The following is a 20536-nucleotide window of genomic DNA, read 5'->3' on the forward strand; positions in this document are numbered from 1 at the left end:
TTCTTGTAATTTTTGAGATTGTGAATGCGTTTTGAATGTGTACTTGTCCAAACGTAGGCTTTCTTGTTGTTACCAATGCTAGTGTAAAATAACTTGTAATTATCTTTATCGCCATTTTTCTGCGTGGCATTCCAAGTCGTCTTGGTACTGGATAACCAAGATTGTGCGTGGGCAGTAGCGCCAGTTGCAGAGATAGTTGCGAAAGCGATTACAGCGCTGAATAGTCAAGTATGTAGCATATGTTTTTTCAATTAGTTTCCCTCCTAATGTATCCCGTTGTATCACTCAGCGGGTCGGATAAACATTAAGTTTTAAGTCTTGATCTGAAAAAGAAGATTGTTTCATGTAGAAAAGAGGCCTATAAGGTTATTTAGTGTTTTAGAGAAGTTTTATTTTTTGTTAAAATAAATGCCCAAAAAAGTCGGCAATTTTTTGCATCAATGATTCTTGCTTAGCGGTTTTCGACTGGGTCGCCTTGTCACTGGCAACCTTATTTTTCGCCTGCAGGGTCAAACTTGTTGCGGTTGGCAGCCCGGTATTGGTGAATTTTGTCGTCGCAACGGTTGCGCCCTTTTTGACCGGCAACGTTTTGGCGGTGAGGGTGTCCTTGACGGCAACGTTGTCGGCATCCTTGTTCTTGAGGTACCAGACTAACACCTTCTTGGTGCTGGTTGTCGTTTTGACTTGGTGGTTTTTAACGTGGTAGGTCGGCGTTTTCAGCGTGACTTCCTTGTGATCCAGCACCTTATCCAGATGGGTGATCAGGCCGTTTGTCGTGGTGAAGATCGTATCGCTGCCCAGCACCGTTGCAATCAGCAGGTGGCCGTCACGGTAGTAAGTCGTCGTCAGGCACAGGCCGGCGGTTTCCGTATAGCCGTTTTTCAAGCCAGTAACGTGGTTACTGCTGCGGTAGTAGGCACCACCCTTCAGCAACGCGTTGACGTTGGTCAGTGTCTGGTTGCCGATGGTCTTTGACGTCAGGGAACTCCAGCGGGTGATGCCGCCGTCCAGTTTCAGAAGCTTTTGTGCCACAATTGAAATGGCTTTGGCACTGACCTCATTTTGAGCCTTCTTTGAAGTGCCTGCAATTTGCAGACCGTAGTGCCGCAGGTCGGTGTTATCCAAGCCGGAAGCACTTACAAAGGTGGCGTCAATGCCCCATTTTTTTGCTTGCTGGTTCATCTCGCTGATAAACTTGCTGTTGCTTCCGCCGGCGACTAATTCGCCTAGAGCGATTGCCGAGGAGTTCGATGAGGCGATTAGAGCCGCTTGGTAGAGCTGCTTAACAGTGTATTCCTTGCTTTCCTTGATCTTGAACGTGCCAAGCTCATAACTTTTACTCATTTTGATCAGTTCTTTGCTGACCGGGACCTTCTCATTCCAGCTAATTTTGTGGGCCTGAATGGCTTTCGTTGTCAGGTAGAGAGTCATCAGCTTAGACAGACTGGCAATCGGCAACTTTTTGTCACCCTTATCGCTATACAGCGTTTGGCCAGTTGTCGCGTCCATGACGTAAGCGCTCTTGACTGATTTGTAGTTCGACATTTTAGTGTCTTTATCTTTTTTGGCGGCAAATGATGGTAGTGCTGGCGCAAAGACCATCACTAGACAGCTCAGCATAATCAGCCAAGCTTTCGGTCGTCTTAATTTCAGGTTAAAAATAGGTCAGACCTCCGAGTGTTAGAGTTTTTGGATTATTTTCGTAAATTGATTGCAATACTGTCACCTATCTGGTCGAGTTGCGGTCTTTTTAACAATAATCGTGAAAAAAATCCAAGTGTTTGGGGAAAATAATCGCCACAATATAAAAATTGGGGGAATTGTGGGTTTTGGTGCCTTAATCCTGTTCAATCAGGTTGAATTATGGCATGCTTAATTAAAAGTCACCCAATAGTATAGCATGCTAACGGTCGTTTATTTTCCAACAAAAGTGTAAAGATTGTGTTGCGATTTTATAAGGATTTTGTAAACGATTAATTATTACTTATTATATTAATAAGAAATAAAAAAGACAACCATGATTAACATGCTTGTCTTTCGGAAAAACACTTTATTGTCCGAGCGTTTCGGATCAGTAAAGGGAACATAGATTGGTTATTAGGTTATTTGGTATGTGACTACTATACCGCAAACAATGGGGAATTGCACCCTTTTTGATCATCTTTTTTAACAGGTGATAAATGAAATTTTTACGTCTTGATACTTTAATTATTATATGCATTAGAAATAAATTAATTATTTAAAATAATGTTCGCTGTCATGGCACTATTTTGGGCGTTACCAAGTGGTTTTCACAAATTGGCGACCATAGCGGACCGAAAAAGGAGCTTTTTTTATGACACTATTAATTCGCGAAATGAAATCAGCGGATCACGATGCCGTTGCGTGGATCTATCAGATGGATCAGGCCCAATTTCCCTGGGTCGCCAAACCGGAACTCACTGATTTTGACCGAGATTCGACAGGGGAGTTTGTGCTAGTGGCCGAGTCAGACGGTCAGATCGTTGGGTTTGCCAGTTTGTACCGGCTGATGAATTTCATTCACCTGCTGTTCGTGGATCCGAACTGCCGCCAGCAGGGGGTTGGCCACGCTTTGATCGAGGGCATGCGCCAACAGGCCAGTGGGTTGATGACACTCAAGTGTGTCATGGCCAACACTGAGGCCCTGAAGTTTTACGACAAGGAGGGCTTCGTTATTCACCGAGAAAATCGGCTAGCGGTTCCAGCCAACTACACGATGATCGATACACTGGAAGACCGTTATTGGTATCGGAAGCGGGGCGAGTAGCCAGTGGACGTGAAGAAGATTCAGGCGTTCGTGGATCTGGCCACGACGCTGAACTATACGAAGACTGCCGAGCGGCTATTCAGTTCGCAGGCGACGGTTTCTAAACAAATTCTTTCATTAGAAAAGGCACTCGGGGTCAAACTATTCAGCCGCGCCCATCGACAAGTGGCGCTGACAGAAGTCGGCATTGCGATTCTCCCCAACGCAAAACGACTGGTGCACGAAGCTGAACGCCTGACCGAAACCGTGAGCCAATACCAGCAAACAGCCGATTTGACGCTGACAATCCACAGTATACCGTCAATTTCTCAGTACCGGGCATTCAATCTGATTGCCGCCTTTCATGCCGCCCATCCCGAAGTAGCACTGCATTTTGCGGAGGCGGAAAATGAAAACTTGCTGACATCACTGGATAATGGGAACAGTGACGTTGTTTTTTTACGACTGTTCAGTTTGGAAGCCAGTCCGTATGAACAACTCGTTGAAGAGCAGGATCAGTTTGCAGTCGTACTGCCAAAGTCGAGTCCGTTAGCGCAGCGGCCATCCTTGACTATGGCGGATTTGAGCGGGGAGTCGTTTTTATTGTTAAACGAAACCACCGATCTTTACCAACCCGTCATGGACGCCGCACACGCTGCCGGAGTCACGCCCAATATCATTTATAAAGGACAGCGCATCGATCTTATTCTCGGTATGATCAGCCGCGGTATGGGGCTTTCCGTCATGATGCAGCACTCCCTCGACCTCACCGACTACTCCGCCATTACGACCGTTCCGCTTGAGCCGCAACGTGTCAGCTACCTTGCTTTTTTGCGGTCGCCCTTGCATCATAGCCGGGCTGGAGACCTGTTTTGGGCGTTTGTTCAGCAGAGTCATGTTGAATGATGGTTTGAGATCGTATTAGTGTTCCGTTCTGTCCGCGATTTGGCACGTCACTCATATTGGTCAGTTCTGTATCGGTTGACTAAAGATTTAAACTGCATTAGCGACAGTTTTTAGATTGGCCGCCCTTAACTGGTCAGACGCCGCAGACCGCATAGTACCTGAAGATTGCTGATATGGTCGGCCTTTACGGCGCATGGGAACCGTTGTAGTGTGGTTGGATGTTGACAGGGTGTTCTTGTCGGTTTGTTTGTATGCCAGTCATGGATGGTTGTCAGAATCGACTGCATGAAGATTTTGTGACCGATACCGCAATGTCATACTCACAGTAATTTACGGAACTATTCCATAACGGAATGGTTCTTTTTAGAATCAGAATTGTTTCCAATGAATGAACTCGGCATAATGGGCATTGTAATCAAGAAACGGAGGTCATGACATGAGTGAAGAACCGTATGATTTGAGAAAAGTGCTGGCCGAGATCAAGGATGATCCGACACAGTACCATGAAACCAATAAAGAAATTAATCCAGAAGCTGATTTAGCTGGCGTGTACCGTTACATTGGTGCTGGCGGTACTGTGCAGCGGCCAACGACTGAGGGTCCGGCGATGATGTTTAACAACGTCACTGGTTTCCCAGATAGTCGCGTGCTGATTGGTCTGATGGCCAGTCGTAAGCGGGTCGGGAAGATCCTGCATCACGATTACAAAACGTTGGGCCATTTGTTAAACGACGCGGTGACCCATCCTGTTGAACCGGTGAAGGTCGCTCACGATGCTGCCCCAGCGCAGGAAGTTGTTCACAAGGCAACGGACCCGGACTTTGATATTCGCAAACTGCTGGCGGCACCAACCAACACACCAGTTGATGCTGGCCCCTACATCACTGTTGGGGTGGTCTATGGTTCCAGTCCTGACAACCAGCAAAGCGATGTTACGATTCACCGAATGGTGTTGGAAGGCAAGGATACTATCGGTATGTACATCATGCCCGGTGGTCGTCATTTAGGCGCCTTCTTAAAGGAATACGAGGCGAAAAACGAACCGATGCCGATCACAATCAATATCGGGTTGGATCCCGCCATTACCATTGGCGCCACTTTCGAGCCGCCGACAACACCACTGGGCTACAATGAATTACAGGTAGCTGGTGCGTTGCGTGACGAACCCGTTCAACTGGTCAACGGGGTTGCCGTCAATCAGTTGGGGATTGCCCGCTCTGAATGGATCATTGAGGGTGAGATTTTACCAAACACCCACATGCAAGAGGACATCAACACCAATACCGGCTTTGCTATGCCAGAGTTTCCAGGTTATAACGGCACCGCCAACCCAGCCGTTAACGTGGTCAAGATTAAAGCCGTGACCCACCGAAAGGACAACCCAATTGTGCAAACGGTTATCGGCCCGTCCGAAGAACATGTTTCAATGGCTGGCATCCCAACTGAAGCCTCAATTTTGAACCTTGTTGATCGTGCTATTCCCGGTAAGGTGAAGAACGTGTACAATGCACCGGCTGGTGGTGGGAAGCTCATGATCATTATGCAGATCCACAAAGAAGACGAGGCGGATGAGGGGATTCAACGACAAGCTGCAATCTTAGCGTTCTCAGCGTTTAAGGAACTCAAGACCGTCATTTTGGTCGATGAAGATGTCGATATCTTCGACTGGAACGATGTGATGTGGACCGTTAACACCCGGTTCCAGGCCGACAAGGACATCATGGTGCTGGAAGGCATGCGTAACCACCCGCTGGATCCGTCAGAATTGCCTGAATACGACCCAGCGCGAATTCGGATTCGGGGCATGAGTTCCAAACTCATTTTGGACGGTACCGTGCCCTTTGATATGAAAGATAAATTTAAACGGGCACCATTTAAGGAAATGCCTAACTGGAAAGAGTACCTAGAATAACGTAACGACCAGTTATGCGGTGCATGGACAGTACGACCTTAGCGAAAATTCTAAGGATGATTAATGATTGAGAGGATGATTAAAATGAAACGAATCGTTGTTGGTATCACCGGCGCGTCCGGTACCATTTACGGTATCAGTCTGCTGCAAGCACTTCACGCGCAACCAGACGTTGAAACGCACTTGGTTATGAGTCGCTGGGCTAAGGAGAATCTAGCGGTGGAGGCCCCGGAATGGTCGCTCAAGGACGTGCAGGACCTGGCCGACGTTGTCGAAGATGACCGCAACCTGGGCGCAACGATTGCCAGCGGTTCGTTCCAGCACGACGGCATGGTGATTGTGCCCGCCAGCATGAAGACTGTGGCGGCCATTTCGGTTGGCCTGGCGGATAATTTAATTGCCCGGGCAGCTGATGTCACACTTAAGGAACATCGACCGTTGCTGATCGTGCCGCGGGAATCCCCGTTCAATCAAATCCATCTGGAGAATATGCTGAAACTGGCCAAAATGGGTGTGGAAATCATCCCACCGATTCCAGCTTTCTATAACAACCCAAAGACGATTGATGATCTAGTCAATCACAACACGATGAAACTGCTGGACCATTTGCACATCAGTAATGATTTTCAGGGACGCTGGCAGGGTCTCAACGAGGCAAAGGCTGCTGCAAAACGGGAGGGGAATGCGTAATGCCACTCACGTTTTCAGTCACGCGCGCCGGCTTTACGATGCAGGCCATCGTGACGCGTCAGAGTCAGGACCTGCTGATTCAGCTGATCGGCGGTGACGTGCCGCACTATGGTGTGGTAACTACTGTCAGCCAACAGGAAGCACCGGCTACGATTGCGATGCCAAGCCGTCCCGGCCATCATCACCAAGAAGGGGTGCTGACGGAACAGTTGGCGACCCAGTTGCGGCCGAACCTGCAGAGCAATGCGATGATCATTGGCGGCATGCACGTAAATGAGATCACACCGGCACAGATGCAAGCGACGCAGGGGATGGTCACTGATTTGGGTGACCAGATCCTTGCCTGGCTTGCGGATCATCCAGCGGCGAAACCGGTTGAACGATTTTCGAAATAGGGTGTCTGATAGATAAATGTGATTTTACTACTGACTAGTCAAAGGCTGCTGTGACACATAAACAAGTGTCGCAGCAGCCTTTTGTTTTTGATGTTTCATGTGAAACAATTTTAATTTAGAATCGTGATGAATGCTTTGATATTGAAATTGGGTGTTGTGATAATAAAAAGAATGCACCCTCAGCTGTGAATTAACTGAAGGTTCATCCCTTTTAAAGATATGCTGTCATCGAAAAGCGCAGTAGTGTGCGTTAATAGTCTTCATTTTTCTTTGAACGTGTGTCGGCCAACTGTTTTATGTCAGGACCATGGTGGCCGTGGCCACCCTTATGCTTGTAGTGGTGATGGCAATGACCGTGGGACTGCAGCATCAACTGTCTCGTCTTTTCACGTTCGATCTGCAATTTCTTGCGGTAAATCCCATTTTGCGCCCGGCCGTGAATGAACAGGGCTAACGGAATCAGTTCAAGTGCCAGTCCTGCCGGGATCAACCAGGGGTTGTCCTTTATGATTTCAGTGTGTTTGTCAGCAATGCGTTGTAAGTCTGACAGATCAACGGTAATCTCTTTTGCCATTTCCATCACTCCTTTTCTCTTTATCATACCTTATTCTCGGGAGAATGAAAGCGATTTAATTAGTTTGTAATTTGGGCTAACAGTCCATTAATTCAATTTACGACCTGCATTGACCTGCGAACCGCGGATCGGGTGCTGCGGTGAGGCACATCGCAATTGTGCTAGCACTGATCCTGAACGCGATTTCACAGAGGCTTTACGCTTTTTACATTAATGTTGAATTTGTTTGTCATCTGTAATCAACGGGAATCCGCGCCGGAATACGGTCAGCAGGAAGTTGAGCAGCGGTTTGGTGACCTTTAACTCGTCAACATCGCTTAACGCGAACGTATAGCGGATGCTGTCTTCTTCACCGGCTTCGACCTTTTGGACCCACTTTGGTTCACGGATCATTTCACGGCCCAGAGCGGCAAAGTCCACGTTTTCGGAAATGAGTTTCTCGACTTGGGCGGGACTGGCGAGGTGACCGACGACCATGAGCGGCAGGCCTGGTGCGAGAACTTCTTTAATCTTCTCGAAGACCGGTTGCTTGTCATTGGCGTCCACGATGGAACTGCCCCAGGCGTCGGCTAGCGAAATGTGCAGGTAGTCAATGGGGGTCTTATTCAGAGCCTTGACCAATTCCAAGGTGTCAGCCATGCGGATGCCGGGCGTTTCGCGTTCTTCAGGGGATAAACGATATCCCAAAATGAATGGGCGGTTGGCTTTGGCAATTACCTGGGCGCAAATCTTGACCACGGCTAACGGGAAGGTCATCCGTTTTTCGAGTGAGCCGCCAAACTTATCGTCGCGCTGGTTAGTCAGCGGACTGAAAAACTGCTGAATGAGATAAGTGTTGGCGCCGTGGAGCTCAATCCCGTCAAATCCCGCATCGATTGCCAACTGGGTGGCCTTCGCGAAATCCATGATGGTTTCCTCAACTTCGGACGTTGAGAGTGCCCGCGGCTGTTCGGCCCCTGGTCGATCAGCCTTGACGTTTCCGGCTGAAACGGGCTGCTCACCGCGAAGAATCTTGGCATTGCTCATACGACCGGCGCTAAAAATCTGCAAAATAGCTTTGGTGTGGCCGACTTTCATAGCCGTTGCTAATTTTTTGAGCCCTGGCAGCATGTCGTCATGCGCAACGCTGAGTTCGCCTTCGAACCCCTTACCAAGATCATTAACGTTGGCACAGCCGGTGATCTGCATGCCGACACCGCCAGCGCGCAGGTTGTAGTAGGCACGTTCATCACTGGTAGTGGTGCCGTCCTCAAAACTGGATTGTTCGGTCATTGGCGACATGGCGATGCGATTGGCAATCGTCACGCCGTTTCGTAAGGTGTAGGGCTTCAGAAATTGATAGTTGGTCATTGGAATCTTCCTTTCAAAACCACCGCCTAAGATTTTACGGCAGTCGCTAATTGATGATAGTACGCAATGGATTGGGGGTCGAGACGCAGGTTAGCGGCCAGTTCCTGATCCGAAAGTTTGTCGTGGGTCAGAAAATAATTGACGACCATACTTTGGTAGAGCTTGGTAGGCGTCAGCGGGATGCCCAGCAATTTCTCGTCCGGTTTGAGGTATTTATGCAAACCAGGCACAGTAAGGTGCGGGTCGCCATCGAAGCGTTGTTTTAAAAACAGGTCCTGGCTGTGCTGACGGGCCTGAATCGGGGTGATGAACTTGGTGAATTCGGCCCAAAATGTTGTTTCCCAGTCGTTGAACGAACGGGAATCCAGCTGGGTGTAGAACCCTGGCGTCAACATTTCCTTTACGGTGTACCCGCGGTTAGTCAGCAGCATTGTCAGCCGAGTGTAGTACGATAACTGGTCGTTTGCCATGATCTCCGGCAGGGCATACAGCCACTTCGTCGACGGTGCGCGCAATTGTTCCTTTGACTTGCCCTTCAGCGTCAGCGTCGGAAACTGCGAAATTAAGTTGTGAGTGAATAGGTATTTGAAATAGATGTTAATATGTGACAGCATTTTATTATAGGTGCCATTTGTCACGTGACGCGCATTGATCAGCATCGCCAGATACTGCTCGATGTCACGGTCAAACAGCGCTGCCACTCGGTGGTCCCGCTGGTAGCCCGTGTTAAATGTACTCATGTAACTGAACAAGTCCGTCAGCACCGTTTGATACTCGTTGATCGTGAGCTGTGCCAAGCCCTCATTTTCCAGGTATTGCTCAAAAACATCTTGGTATGGATACTGGTTTGTATGCGCCATGTAAGCGCCTCCTTCATTTACTTTATCTTAGTGACTTATTAAAAACAACGGAAAAAATAATTTTTGTAAACGATTACTGTGTTGTGTTGCCACGGGTGTTCCTGTAGGCTGATAATGGTAGTTTCATAACGGGACTCATTGATCGTTGCGAGTCGCTGCCGGTTACTCATTATGAGCTGGGGTGATGCGCGGGTGAAGTACTAAAAAGTGTCAATAGCGTTCGACGATTATCCGTACTCAATTGGCAAACCGCAGCGAAAACAACGCAGTGAACGTATTAGTAAGAATAGCAACAACAGCATTAAAGGGAAGATGGTTGGTTGATAAACATATGAATTCAAAAATAATTTCTGGCTCGTTTTGGCTCTCATTTGGGAGCATTTTTTCGCGGGTGTTGGGCATTGTGTACCTGATTCCGTGGTTGGCTATGTTGGGTAGTCCAAGCCACCAGACGACGGCGCAGGCCATTTTTAACAGTGCCTATACCCCGTATGCGCTGTTTATTTCACTGGGTACAGCAGGTTTTCCATCCGCCATTGCGCGGCGGGTTGCATACTACAATGGGCAGGGGAAGCCGAATAGTGCGAAGCGGGTGACACAGACCGGGTTCGTGATCATGCTGCTATCGGGTATCATCTGCGGCATTTTGCTGTATGCATTTGCGCCGCTGCTGGCTTCCAGCAGTCCGGTAAAATCAACCAGTGACGCGACGCTGGCGATTCGTGCGCTGGTGCCCGCCATTGTCATTTTACCATCCATGAGCGCGTTGCGGGGATGGTTCCAAGGAAATGGCGACCTGAAACCGTACGGCCTGTCACAACTGTGGGAGCAACTGGTGCGGGTCATCGTCATTTTGGCAGGAACCTACTTCATTATTGAGGTGCTTCATAAAAACTATATTCAGGCGGTCTACATCAGTGTGGCGGCGGCCTTCTTTGGGGCGGTGTTCAGCTACGGTTACTTGTTGGTGCGCCTGATTCGGCACCATCGCGGGGAGCCGGCTGCACCTGCCTTGGCTGAAGACACCTCGGTCAGCCAACTGAGTAAGACGCTCCTTATGATCAGTTACGAATCGATCCCGTTTGTTATCGTGGGCTCCGGCATCACCCTGTGTCAGCTGGTCGACCAACTATTTTTCAAGCAGATCCTGATTGGCAGTCTGCATATGTCGGCGGGGTACACTCAGTACCTGTACACGATCTTTTCCGCCAACCCCAATAAAATTACCACGGTGGTCATTTCGCTTGCCATGGCGGTTTCAGAATCGTCGCTGCCGTTGATATCTGGGAAATTATCGTCTGTGAAGACCAGTTACAAGAGTATTGAAAAATTAATCACTGACAATCTGAAACTGTTGCTGGTGACACTTCTGCCAATGGTTATCATGATCAGTGCGCTGTCCTATCCCATTTACGGCATCTTTTTCAACTTCGATAAACTCGGTGCCCACTACCTCGTTTATAACGTGGTTCAAAGCTTTGCCTTGGGACTGGGCATTGACGTGCTGACACTGATGCAGGCGCTGCGGATGAGTAAACTTGCCACCGTTACGCTGCTTGTCGGCCTAGGTATCAAACTTATTCTTCAATGGCCGCTTGTATTCGCTCTGCAGGGACTTGGCGCCATTCTCGCCACGACGATTGCGTTCTGTGTCTTGATCTTGATGGGCCTGCATCACATTCGACGATACTACCGCATTCATTTACGTGAGCTGTGGGCCATTATTCGACTAAATCTGATTTTTGCGGTGATACTCGTAGTGGTGACTTTGCTGTTAAATCACGTATTGACGGCGGTTGTTTCAAAGATGTTGGCTTTATTGCTGGCAGGTGTGTTAGGCTTAATCTACGTGGCGGTCTATGTGGTACTGACCAACGCGACTGGTGTGGCAGAGAAAGTCTTTGGTCAACGAATCGGATTGAATATGCTGCACCGGTAATGATTATTTTAAGCATTTCCCGGGAAATATGACAACGCGGCAATAACGCCGCTCACGTTTAAACTCAGTGGCCTAGCTGAGTATTTCGGGATCGGGATCGAAACATAGCAGAGGGGACAATTGTCATGAAACGAACTGGCACATTCATTGCGATTTATGACGTTTGGTGTGTGCTTGCATTAGCCATGCTGCCGTCGATCTTCATGAACCATTCGCTGACTGCCCAGATAATCAACTACGTGCTGATTACTGGCATCTCATATTGGTGGTTAAAGGATTTTCTCAAGGCAAACAAAACGGCAGGCCGCTTTTACCAACTGTCTTACTACCTGCGTAACGTTACCATGATTCTGCCAATTATTTTGCTGTTGGTTTCAGTGGTGATGAAGCTGGTTCAAGGGACCGTGAATAACTGACGCTGAGCCGAAAAGTTCAAAGACTGCAACTGAATGCAGATGTAGCAAAATAAAAATCCCAGCAGAATTTCTGCTAGGATTTTTTGTGTTATTTAGTTTTTGGTGCGTACGCTCTAACAAAGACAATGTTTGTCTTGTCTGAGTCCACATCACGAACGGCCTTGTATCCGCTGATGTTAAGCGTCTTGTTCTTGTTTTTACCGCGCGTCTTAGTCTTGACGGTAAGGGTTTCGTCAAATGGAACACCCGACATCTTACCGGAAAGTGTGATCACGGTTTGGTTATTGCTGTTTTGCTTGAAGCTGTAGTTGACCGTGCCTTCCTTGTTCAACGCGTTTGCTTTTTGCGCGTTGCCGTAAGACATGTAGTACTTGTCAACGTTATACATGGTTGCTTTGCCAGTGTCTGAATCAAATGCTATGGCCTCCATGCCTGAATTACTCTTACCGTTAATGGACCCTACTAGGTACCAGAAACCGTCCCCCTTGAGGACCGTGCTCTTTACGTCAGAAGTTTTTGACGTGGTGGGCTCGTTTTTGAAGCTGGCCGATTCGTTACTCTTGGATTGGCTTTGTTTGCCACAGGCGGCTAGAAAAATCGCCAATACTGCAACAAGACTGTAAAGCAGGGCTTTTGTCTGCTTCTTCTTCATTTTATATCACCTCATTGCCGATAGTATAGCATATCTAAATGACGTTCGGATAACTAGGGCTTTAATAAAAGGTTAAATTAAAGTAACGAAAATGTCTTTACACGAACGTATGTTTCCTAGTAAAATAAAACGTGTCCATTAATCGAGAAACCTAAAGTGGGTCACGCAACGACCCACTTTTATCAGACAGTTGGCTGATTATCCCTAGGGAAGTGGTGATATTCAGCAGTTTGAAGGCGACTTACAGGGGGGAAGACAGCATGCCAAAGCGGTATCGCCGATATCATAATTCATTTTTCACGTACCTCGTTTTATTTGTGGCCATGATTGTCGGCATCTCAGCCGCAACTGACGGTCAATCAAACTCGAAAACGGCCGCCAGCCAGCCGACTATCACAAGCCAAGTGTCATCACTCATCAAATCAGTGACCACGGGCAGCAACAACAGCAGCAGCGGCACTAACGGTATCGATACAAGCACCAGCACGGGAACCGGTACCACCAAGGCCAGGGGGACAACTGCCCTGGCCAATTTGCGCTACAGGGATCAGCAAATCGTTCAGGTCAATAAGAACGTTCCCACGTTTACGCAGGCTCAGTTGAGTACGACCAGGGGGCCGTGGCAGGAATACCACCATCTGGATTCGCTGAACCGGGTCACGGGGGCGGATGCGTTACTGAACAAGGCACTCATGCCAACGGCTGAACGGGAACCGCTGTACGTGGATCCGACTGGTTTCCATAATAAGCGGGTGACCTACGACGGCCAAATGGACTGGCTCTATAACCGAAGCCATTTGATTGGCTATCAGCTGACTGGTCAAAATAATAACTTGAAAAACTTGATGACCGGGACGCGTTCCTTAAACGCTCCAGACATGGAACAGTACGAAGACGAGGTCGCCAGCTACCTGAAGGAACACCCGCACAGCTACCTGCGTTATCAGGTGACACCGATCTTTAAGGCAAAGGAACTGGTCGCTCGCGGCGTGCACATGCAAGGTGAGTCGATCGGTGACAAACAGGTCAGATTCAATATCTATATCTTTAACGTTCAACCAGGGGCGACGATTGACTATGATACGGGGTATTCAACGGTCTCGAACACGCAATAGGGTAACGGTTAAGTGACTCCACTTCATTGATAGTGCTGAGCGATTTAGATTGTAATCTTTAGCCCACCAGTCACCGTATTATTTTAGCGCCCATGCGTTAACATCTGCAAAACAATCCCAAATTGAAGAATATAACCGCAGCAGTCTTTACGCTATCTGTGTCATCATTACAAACACGTCACAACACACGGGAAAACAAGAAAAAAATTGGTGCACTCATCCCCCGAAAATGTTCTATGATAGAAGTAATCGTGAAAAAAAATCCTGACATAGCATCATGGGTCAATCAAAATGAAAACATAGCGTTTTAGGGGGATGTAAGTGTGAAACATCGAATGGCAGGCCTCGTTGCATGTGTTGCAGCGGTGGTTTTTATGCTGCCACTATCAGCGTCAGCAAGTTGGAAAATCGTGCACCAAAAAACATCTGGTTTGGTCGGGTACCACCGGTCATCAATGCGCAAGGTCAACGACAGTAAAGTACATTTCGTCAAGGTACCAAAAAGTTACGTGCACGCGACGGGCAGCATTCATACCATCAAATCCACGAAGGGCACTAAGGTCTCATTTACAACGAAATACCTGTTACCGTCACCGGGGAGAAACAAAGCGCGTTGGGGAAACCCACAGTCGATTGCAATTTCTAAGGGTCGCTTAATGTATGTTGTATACTGTCCAACTAATTTAAAGAATAAGGGTCAGATTGTGCGTTACAACCTGAACACGTTGGATAAACTGGGCATTCGCTCGTCGCCGAAACTGTTGCAGTCGGTCTACGTAAAGCATAATGGCAAGTATTCCGCCCTGCAAAAGAAGATTCAAAAAGCCATCAAAGTCGGGCCGATGTTTACCACCGGTCACGGCCAATCGTTGGCGTACAATTTTAAGAGCGGTGCGCTCTATATGTGGCGCGACAAGGAAAAGAGTGCTCGGGTGCCAACCAGCATGTACGGCGAGATTCAACACATTAATCCGTCAACGTTGCGGCCAGACCGGATGGTACGGTTTAAACTTTCATCCGGCGGGCTGCACGTACCTGGTGGCCATGACCTGGCGTTTGACAAGTCCGGTAACGCTTATTTTTGGACCAATCCCGGTGCGGGCGGATACGTCTATAAAGGGAAAATCAGTGCCAAGCATGTGTCGTTTCACTTAACGCACCAGATCCTCAAGCACTTGCCTGGGACGAGGATCCAGTCGATGGGTTATAATCCGGTTCGGAAACGACTCTACCTAGTTTCGGATGGCTCGATCGCCAGCTTTACAGCAAGTCGTCTGGATGGGCGCGGGTCGCTGACAAATGGCAACTTCAACTGGTCATCGTTATCGCCAAAACGGGAACTTGAGGGATTGGCTTTCGATAAGAGCGGGCACGGCTATCTGCTGAGCAACCACCAGCCCGAGGTATTAGAATCGAGCCATAAATATTGATTGATCGATTAGCGGAGCCTCAGTAATGCGCCGCAATCGTTTCGTGGCTGATGTTGAGCGGTGTCTCAAATTCCAGCTGCAGCACACAGCAGCGTGATTACTTGATGGTTAGAAAATAAAAAAAGCGCTGCACAACTTTACGTTGAGCGCGTTTTTTTGTTGTGCACATCTTTTCTAAGTGGTCCGCGCAAATGCGGCCGACTGGCACCACACTAACGTAACAACACGTTGATAACCAATGTACAAAGTTGGGCAGGGAAGTATTCCGTTAATTCTGAAAAACGTTTGTGGCAAGTCGGCTGCCAAGCTATCTCCGGTTATTAAAGTACCGATAGATCAACCAAAGTACGAGTGCGACCAGGATGCCGATCCCAATGACGGGGTTTTCACGGAACATAACGTGAAACATGTGGAACATGCCAAAGTGGTAATAGGCAGTGATGAATTGTGACAACATTGAAAAGACTCCTTTGATATCCAATTTGAACGTGCGTTTTGAAAATCGGCCTTTAAAACGATATAATTCCCGTATAAGGATAAGGGGGCGTCACATGTCGATTTCTTGGGCGATGGTTATTGAAATTATTTATTTCATTAACGTTATTTTAGCAATAATTACGGTTTTTAGACAGCGGAGAGATATTGCGGCCATCTGAGCGTGGCTGCTTGTTCTGTTATTTCTGCCGGTTGTGGGTTTCTTGTTGTATGCGTTTCTAGGGCGTCAGCTGCCACGAAACAAGATGTACAAGGTTAAATCCAACGTCACGATGCAGCTGGATGAATTATTAAAGAAGCAGCGTGACTTTTTGGGAAATGAAAATCTGCTCGCAGATAAAGTTTCTGATTCGATGAAGTCCATGGTCCGCATGTTCATGACCACGAACCGGGCCTTCCTGGCGCGAAAAAACCGCGTGAAGATCTTTACGGATGGTAACGACCTGTTTCGTGAAATAATTGAGGATATGGCGCGTGCTAAAAGCAGTATCCACGTGGAATTTTATTCGTTCTATAACGATAAAATCGGCAACCGAATGCTGAACCAGCTTGTATTGAAGGCTAAAGCGGGCGTTGAAGTGCGTGTGATCTATGATCCGTTTGGGTCCATGGGGACTTACCGGCGTTTCTTTAAACCGCTGCTGGATGCCGGCGGCCATGCCGAACCGTTCTTGGCCCGGTCACTGTTTACCGATTTTCGACTGAACTTCCGTGATCACAGAAAAATCGTGGTCATTGATGGGAAAGTCGGTTACGTTGGCGGGTTCAACATCGGTGACCAGTACCTCGGTCGTAAAAAAAAGTTCGGCAACTGGCGCGACACACATTTACGGATCACCGGTTCCGGCGTGTTCGGCTTGCAAAGTCAATTCACGCTGGATTGGAACGTAACGGCCCGGGATGCTGACCTGCCGACCGACCACATCGATTCCAAGTATTTCCCGCTGACGCGCGTTAAAGGCGATAGTAACCTACAGATCGTAACCAGCGGGCCGGATTCCGACTTGCAGCAAATCAAGATGGGCTACATCCGACTGATTCAATCTGCAAAGAAACGTGTTTGGATTCAAAGTCCGTACCTGATTCCGGATGACAGCGTGATGGATTCATTGCGCATCGCCGTTATGGCAGGTGTGGACGTGCGAATCATGATACCACACATGCCGGATCACGCCTTCGTTTATCGGGCAACTCAGTACTATGCTCATGAACTGGCGAAAATCGGCGTCAAAATCTACTATTATCAAAACGGCTTTCTGCATGCTAAAACCATGGTGGTGGATGATGATCTGGCCTCCGTCGGTTCAGCAAACATGGATTTTCGAAGCTTCAAATTAAACTTTGAAATCAACGCCTTTTTGTACGACCATAAACTGGCTCAGCAACTGGCAGACATCTATGAAGGAGACATTCGCAAGAGCGAATTGATCACCGCGAAAATGTTTGCGGACCAGTCGTTTTACCTGCGTCTTAAGCAGAATTTCTCCCGACTCTTATCGCCAATTTTGTGATGAGCTAATTGCTTGTAAACGGTTACATTTTCGGGTATTATAATGTTGGAAGGTTAGATAAGACCAATGTAACACGGCACCACGTCACATGTAGCTTGTACCAGTTTATGAACGATTGTTTCAAGAAACATCGAAGCGTGAGAAGTACCGTTGCTGAGAAGCAACGTGGCCCGCTGTTTGGCGATACTAGACCATGCGGGTCGTGTGTAGGAAGTGAAATGGAAGTACTCAGTGACGTTATGACCAGCAGTAAAAGATCGAGGAGTCGGGTAACCAAAGAAAAGATTGGCGCCCGCTGAAAAACCTTCTGGCATAACCAGACGAAACCAGATAGATTGAGCTCCAAGAGTTAGATTCATCTAGGAATTGGTCGATAACCTTCTGCAAGGTACAAACGGATGCATGGGTTAAGTGCATTCGCGGTAAAAGTTTCAGAACCGCCCCCAAGGTAGTGTGTGGGGCGGTTTTTTTGTAGAGTGTGGAGAAAGGCGTTTTGAGGGCGGAGCAGAAGAGACTCTGGTCAGAAAAGTCTGGGCCTGACTTTTTTGACCAGAGTCTCTTCTGCAGGAGCCCTCAGCCTTTCGGAACACGTTTCGGCAACGATGCCAAAAAGAACATCGCCACAAGCACTCAAAATAAGCAAACTGACATCCCGGGCCAGGATTTTTTGCCAAAGTCCCTTATATGGCCGCCCCTTAGCCTTTCGAAACACGTTTCGGCGACGATGCCAAAAACAGCATCGCGACAAACATTTTAAATGAAGAAACCGGTTACATAATCTGGTACACTAGACCCATAAACCCTATGTAGGTGCACCGATGAACGAAGAATTACATGATGGCAGCTTATACCTGCCAAACGGCGATGCCATTTTGGCCGAACAAACGAAATGTTTAGATAAACTGTACGATTTTAACAATACCCGACCGACGGAAGGGGCAAAACGAGACGCAATGTTGCAAAATATGCTAGCGGAATGCGGGGAGGGGTGCTACATTGAACCGCCTTTCCATTCTAACTGGGGTGGCGCACATGTGCATTTAGGCGCACACGTGTACGCTAACTTTAATTTTACAGCTGTCGATGACACGCATATCTATATCGGTGCCCATACGATGCTGGGTCCCAACGTGACGCTTGCGACAGCTGGCCACCCGATCCTGCCAGAATTACGGGAGCAAGAGTACCAGTACAACATGCCGATCCATATCGGTGAAAATTGCTGGTTGGGTGCCGGCGTCATAGTGCTGCCTGGTGTCACCATTGGCAACAACGTTGTCATCGGTGCTGGCAGTGTTGTTACTAAGGACTTGCCTGATAATATCGTGGCGGTCGGAACACCGGCGCACGTCATACGCGAAGTCAACGATCACGACCGCGCCTATTACTTTAAGGACCGGCAGATCGACTGGTCGAAGGTGAACGTTCCAGAACACAAATAGGCGTTTACTGGGTTGGTCATCGTATGTCTCAATTTGGCACGCAACTTAAGCAAAATAGCACACATAAAAGTACCGACAAAACTGTGGAGGCAGTTGTGCCGGTGCTTTTTGGGTGTGTAGTAGGAAAAACACATCACGGGCCATCACCGCGGTGCTGGCGAGACGAAGAATCTCGTACTTGATGAAACGCAGCACATTGCCAACACCTCCAGAAGCCGAGATTCGAACCGTCAACCTGACAGGATCTCCTGTGATGACCGGCGAAGACAGTCGCAAACGGATGGGCAACTACTGAGGCAAAGGCCATTTCGATGTTTGGCATTCGAAATAGGTGTCAGCAATGTGTGTTTTGGTTGAAGAAGTTAACAGTGCACTGGGTTTAAATATGTTAACTGAACGCTCCCAAACGACGACGTTCAAGTGATTGGTCCAGTTTAGGGAAGGCGTGACGTTTAGCAAGCAGACTGCAGGTCAAGGTGCATACGCTGCAAAGAAACAGTGCTATCTATTACCCTGTTAAGTGACAAAGACTATCCCAACACCACAGGCGAAGCTTCGCTGACAATGGTTTTATTTGCGTTGAGGGCGGATTCTCTGCGAACGGTTTTTGACTGGTTTTGACATTAACTGGTGTTTTAAGTGAGCGCCTAGTGAGTACCAAATTGCGGCATGCAACGCGAGCAGCAACTAAATATAAAACAAGTTCTAAATACTATGCCGGATGCTCCGGTTGATCGATCACAAACCGAACCTCAAACCCAGCCTCCGTCAGGACAGTATTAACAGCATCCCGGTCAGCACGGTCAACGTGCATTTCGATCATAATCTCACCAAGATTACGGGTGACCATGAGCGTTTGAATATTGAAGGCGTGCTCGGCCATTAACGTGCCGATTTCGCCGATGACGCCGGTACGGTCCTTCTTGATGAAAATCTGGACAACGGTCGCTTCCTTGTAGTAGTCGGTGATGTCCAAAAAGGCGTTTAAGATGTCGTTATTGGTAATAATGCCAACCACGTCAGCACCGTCCATGACTGGCAGCACGCCGATATTGTTTTGACGCATTTGATAAATGGCATCTTCCAATTGCGCCGTTTGGGCAACGGTCTTCACGTCCTTGACCATGACTTCGCCGACGGTCATCTTATTAAAGAGGTAGTTCACCTCGTAGATCGATAAGCTGGTTGCTTTGGATGGTGATGCCTCAGAGATGGATGATTCCGTCACAAGGCCGACTAACTGATTACCGTCAATAACTGGTAACCGATGGATGGCATTGTCCTTCATGGTGTTGATGGCCACATTGATTTTGGTATCCGGTGAAATGGTGATCACCTTTTTTGTCATATAATCTGCAACACTCATTGTTTAACCCCCTAGATATGCTTTCTGGACGTCGGCGTTGGCCAGCAGTTCCTGGCCGGTCCCGGTTAATTTGACCTCGCCGGATGCCAGCACGTAGCCCCGGTCCGCGATGGAGAGGGCTTTTTTTGCGTTTTGTTCGATCAGGAGCACCGTGGTGCCCTGTTCTTGAATGGCCTTGATGATGTCGAAAATTTCGTTGATGAAGATTGGTGCTAACCCCATGGACGGCTCGTCCAGCAAAATGAGTTTCGGCTTGGACATCAGGGCGCGGCCCATGGCCAACATCTGCTGCTCACCACCGGAAAGGGTGGCGGCGTCCTGATTTTCCCGTTGTTTCAAGATGGGGAACCGCTTGTAAATTTCGCCAAACGTGTCACTGATCTGCTGGTGATTGGATTGCAGGAACGCCCCCATCTGCAGATTTTCTTTTACGGTTAAACCGGGGAAGATATGGCGGCCTTCAGGCACCTGCGAAATACCCTGGGCCACAATCTTTGGGGCTTTCTCCTTTTGAATCTGCTTGCCTTCATAGGTAATGGTGCCACTAACGGGTTTGAGCAGGCCGGAAATGGTCTTAAGAATCGTGGTCTTGCCAGCACCGTTTGCCCCAATCAGGGAAACAATCTCGCCCTCGTTGATTTCAAAACTGACGCCCTTGACCGCGGTGATGACACCGTAATTCACGGCAAGGTTGTCGACTGATAACATGGCCATTT

General features: G+C 48.2%; 18 protein-coding genes and 1 pseudogene. 11 read left to right on the forward strand and 8 right to left on the reverse strand.

Translation table 11 applies throughout. The annotated features are described in order from the left end of the window. Nucleotides 1-399: 399 nt before the first annotated feature. A complete protein-coding gene (locus tag FC82_RS07970; protein WP_082620266.1) occupies nt 400-1620 on the reverse strand; it encodes a D-alanyl-D-alanine carboxypeptidase family protein in 1221 nt (406 codons plus the stop codon). A gap of 715 nt (nt 1621-2335) precedes the next feature. Between FC82_RS07970 and FC82_RS07975 the strand changes: the two genes are divergently transcribed. The 5 genes from FC82_RS07975 (at nt 2336) to lpdD (ending at nt 6670) form a co-directional block, all read left to right on the forward strand. Further along, nucleotides 2336-2788 carry a GNAT family N-acetyltransferase gene (locus FC82_RS07975; protein ID WP_054758779.1) on the forward strand — a complete coding sequence of 151 codons (453 nt, stop codon included), beginning with the start codon at nt 2336-2338 and terminating at the stop codon, nt 2786-2788. 9 nt (nt 2789-2797) lie between these two features. After that, entirely contained in the window at nt 2798-3673 is an 876-nt protein-coding gene (locus FC82_RS07980) for a LysR family transcriptional regulator (protein ID WP_162260938.1), read from the forward strand. Nucleotides 3674-4109: 436 nt separating this feature from the next. Further along, nucleotides 4110-5585 (forward strand): UbiD family decarboxylase, encoded by a 1476-nt coding sequence (locus FC82_RS07985; RefSeq protein WP_054758772.1) that lies wholly within the window; start codon nt 4110-4112, stop codon nt 5583-5585. Between the two features lie 84 nt (nt 5586-5669). Next, a complete protein-coding gene (locus tag FC82_RS07990) occupies nt 5670-6275 on the forward strand; it encodes a UbiX family flavin prenyltransferase (protein WP_054758770.1) in 606 nt (201 codons plus the stop codon). Beyond that, nucleotides 6275-6670 (forward strand): prenylated flavin chaperone LpdD, encoded by a 396-nt coding sequence (gene lpdD, locus FC82_RS07995; protein WP_054758769.1) that lies wholly within the window; start codon nt 6275-6277, stop codon nt 6668-6670. The genes FC82_RS07990 and lpdD overlap by 1 nt, the downstream gene beginning before the upstream one ends. Before the next feature lie 250 nt (nt 6671-6920). Here the strand turns inward: lpdD and FC82_RS08000 are convergent, their stop codons facing one another. From FC82_RS08000 to FC82_RS08010, 3 genes are all read right to left on the reverse strand, one after another. Next, on the reverse strand, nt 6921-7244 hold the full coding sequence (locus FC82_RS08000; protein WP_054758768.1) for a hypothetical protein: 324 nt from the start codon (nt 7242-7244) through the stop codon (nt 6921-6923). A 210-nt stretch (nt 7245-7454) separates the two neighbouring features. After that, nucleotides 7455-8594 carry an NADH-dependent flavin oxidoreductase gene (locus FC82_RS08005; protein ID WP_054758767.1) on the reverse strand — a complete coding sequence of 380 codons (1140 nt, stop codon included), beginning with the start codon at nt 8592-8594 and terminating at the stop codon, nt 7455-7457. 26 nt (nt 8595-8620) lie between these two features. Continuing rightward, nucleotides 8621-9454 (reverse strand): phage integrase N-terminal SAM-like domain-containing protein, encoded by an 834-nt coding sequence (locus FC82_RS08010; RefSeq protein ID WP_056996681.1) that lies wholly within the window; start codon nt 9452-9454, stop codon nt 8621-8623. Between the two features lie 331 nt (nt 9455-9785). Here FC82_RS08010 and FC82_RS08015 point away from each other — a divergent pair, with 331 nt between their 5' ends. Beyond that, nucleotides 9786-11393 carry a polysaccharide biosynthesis protein gene (locus FC82_RS08015; RefSeq protein ID WP_056996698.1) on the forward strand — a complete coding sequence of 536 codons (1608 nt, stop codon included), beginning with the start codon at nt 9786-9788 and terminating at the stop codon, nt 11391-11393. 125 nt (nt 11394-11518) lie between these two features. Next, the gene (locus FC82_RS08020; RefSeq protein WP_056996682.1) at nt 11519-11809 is read left to right on the forward strand and encodes a hypothetical protein; all 291 of its coding nucleotides are present in this window, start codon (nt 11519-11521) and stop codon (nt 11807-11809) included. 88 nt (nt 11810-11897) lie between these two features. On the opposite strand, the gene FC82_RS08025 is transcribed toward FC82_RS08020, so the two are convergent. Beyond that, entirely contained in the window at nt 11898-12461 is a 564-nt protein-coding gene (locus tag FC82_RS08025) for a hypothetical protein (RefSeq protein WP_054758758.1), read from the reverse strand. A 260-nt stretch (nt 12462-12721) separates the two neighbouring features. Between FC82_RS08025 and FC82_RS08030 the strand changes: the two genes are divergently transcribed. Then, entirely contained in the window at nt 12722-13576 is an 855-nt protein-coding gene (locus FC82_RS08030) for a DNA/RNA non-specific endonuclease (RefSeq protein WP_056996683.1), read from the forward strand. 323 nt (nt 13577-13899) lie between these two features. Then, complete coding sequence (locus FC82_RS08035; RefSeq protein WP_328585560.1) at nt 13900-15006, forward strand: hypothetical protein; 1107 nt, start codon at nt 13900-13902, stop codon at nt 15004-15006. Between the two features lie 307 nt (nt 15007-15313). Here FC82_RS08035 and FC82_RS16995 read toward each other — a convergent pair whose 3' ends face one another. Beyond that, nucleotides 15314-15487: a hypothetical protein gene (locus FC82_RS16995; protein ID WP_191982934.1), complete on the reverse strand. Its 174-nt coding sequence runs from the start codon at nt 15485-15487 to the stop codon at nt 15314-15316. Between the two features lie 70 nt (nt 15488-15557). Here FC82_RS16995 and cls point away from each other — a divergent pair. Together cls and FC82_RS08050 are read left to right on the forward strand one after the other, a co-directional pair. Continuing rightward, a pseudogene (cls, locus tag FC82_RS08040) lies at nt 15558-17012 on the forward strand (cardiolipin synthase). Between the two features lie 818 nt (nt 17013-17830). After that, nucleotides 17831-18454 (forward strand): sugar O-acetyltransferase, encoded by a 624-nt coding sequence (locus tag FC82_RS08050; protein ID WP_054758753.1) that lies wholly within the window; start codon nt 17831-17833, stop codon nt 18452-18454. A gap of 712 nt (nt 18455-19166) precedes the next feature. On the opposite strand, the gene FC82_RS08055 is transcribed toward FC82_RS08050, so the two are convergent. Further along, nucleotides 19167-19820, reverse strand: coding sequence for a CBS domain-containing protein (locus tag FC82_RS08055; RefSeq protein ID WP_056996684.1), 654 nt, complete (start codon nt 19818-19820; stop codon nt 19167-19169). A 3-nt stretch (nt 19821-19823) separates the two neighbouring features. Beyond that, the gene (locus FC82_RS08060) at nt 19824-20534 is read right to left on the reverse strand and encodes an ABC transporter ATP-binding protein (RefSeq protein ID WP_054758748.1); all 711 of its coding nucleotides are present in this window, start codon (nt 20532-20534) and stop codon (nt 19824-19826) included. Nucleotides 20535-20536 lie beyond the last annotated feature (2 nt).

The organism is Secundilactobacillus collinoides DSM 20515 = JCM 1123 (genome assembly GCF_001435975.1).
Taxonomy (GTDB): domain Bacteria; phylum Bacillota; class Bacilli; order Lactobacillales; family Lactobacillaceae; genus Secundilactobacillus; species Secundilactobacillus collinoides.

Excerpts from the sequence above, each read along its gene's own strand:
- FC82_RS07970 (WP_082620266.1), bottom strand. The coding sequence starts at position 1,620 with ATGCTGAGCTGTCTAGTGATGGTCTTTGCGCCAGCACTACCATCATTT.
- FC82_RS07975 (WP_054758779.1), top strand. The coding sequence starts at position 2,336 with ATGACACTATTAATTCGCGAAATGAAATCAGCGGATCACGATGCCGTT.
- FC82_RS07985 (WP_054758772.1), top strand. The coding sequence starts at position 4,110 with ATGAGTGAAGAACCGTATGATTTGAGAAAAGTGCTGGCCGAGATCAAG.
- FC82_RS07990 (WP_054758770.1), top strand. The coding sequence starts at position 5,670 with ATGAAACGAATCGTTGTTGGTATCACCGGCGCGTCCGGTACCATTTAC.
- lpdD (WP_054758769.1), top strand. The coding sequence starts at position 6,275 with ATGCCACTCACGTTTTCAGTCACGCGCGCCGGCTTTACGATGCAGGCC.
- FC82_RS08000 (WP_054758768.1), bottom strand. The coding sequence starts at position 7,244 with ATGGCAAAAGAGATTACCGTTGATCTGTCAGACTTACAACGCATTGCT.
- FC82_RS08005 (WP_054758767.1), bottom strand. The coding sequence starts at position 8,594 with ATGACCAACTATCAATTTCTGAAGCCCTACACCTTACGAAACGGCGTG.
- FC82_RS08010 (WP_056996681.1), bottom strand. The coding sequence starts at position 9,454 with ATGGCGCATACAAACCAGTATCCATACCAAGATGTTTTTGAGCAATAC.
- FC82_RS08015 (WP_056996698.1), top strand. The coding sequence starts at position 9,786 with ATGAATTCAAAAATAATTTCTGGCTCGTTTTGGCTCTCATTTGGGAGC.
- FC82_RS08020 (WP_056996682.1), top strand. The coding sequence starts at position 11,519 with ATGAAACGAACTGGCACATTCATTGCGATTTATGACGTTTGGTGTGTG.
- FC82_RS08025 (WP_054758758.1), bottom strand. The coding sequence starts at position 12,461 with ATGAAGAAGAAGCAGACAAAAGCCCTGCTTTACAGTCTTGTTGCAGTA.
- FC82_RS08030 (WP_056996683.1), top strand. The coding sequence starts at position 12,722 with ATGCCAAAGCGGTATCGCCGATATCATAATTCATTTTTCACGTACCTC.
- FC82_RS08050 (WP_054758753.1), top strand. The coding sequence starts at position 17,831 with ATGAACGAAGAATTACATGATGGCAGCTTATACCTGCCAAACGGCGAT.
- FC82_RS08055 (WP_056996684.1), bottom strand. The coding sequence starts at position 19,820 with ATGAGTGTTGCAGATTATATGACAAAAAAGGTGATCACCATTTCACCG.
- FC82_RS08060 (WP_054758748.1), bottom strand. The coding sequence starts at position 20,534 with ATGGCCATGTTATCAGTCGACAACCTTGCCGTGAATTACGGTGTCATC.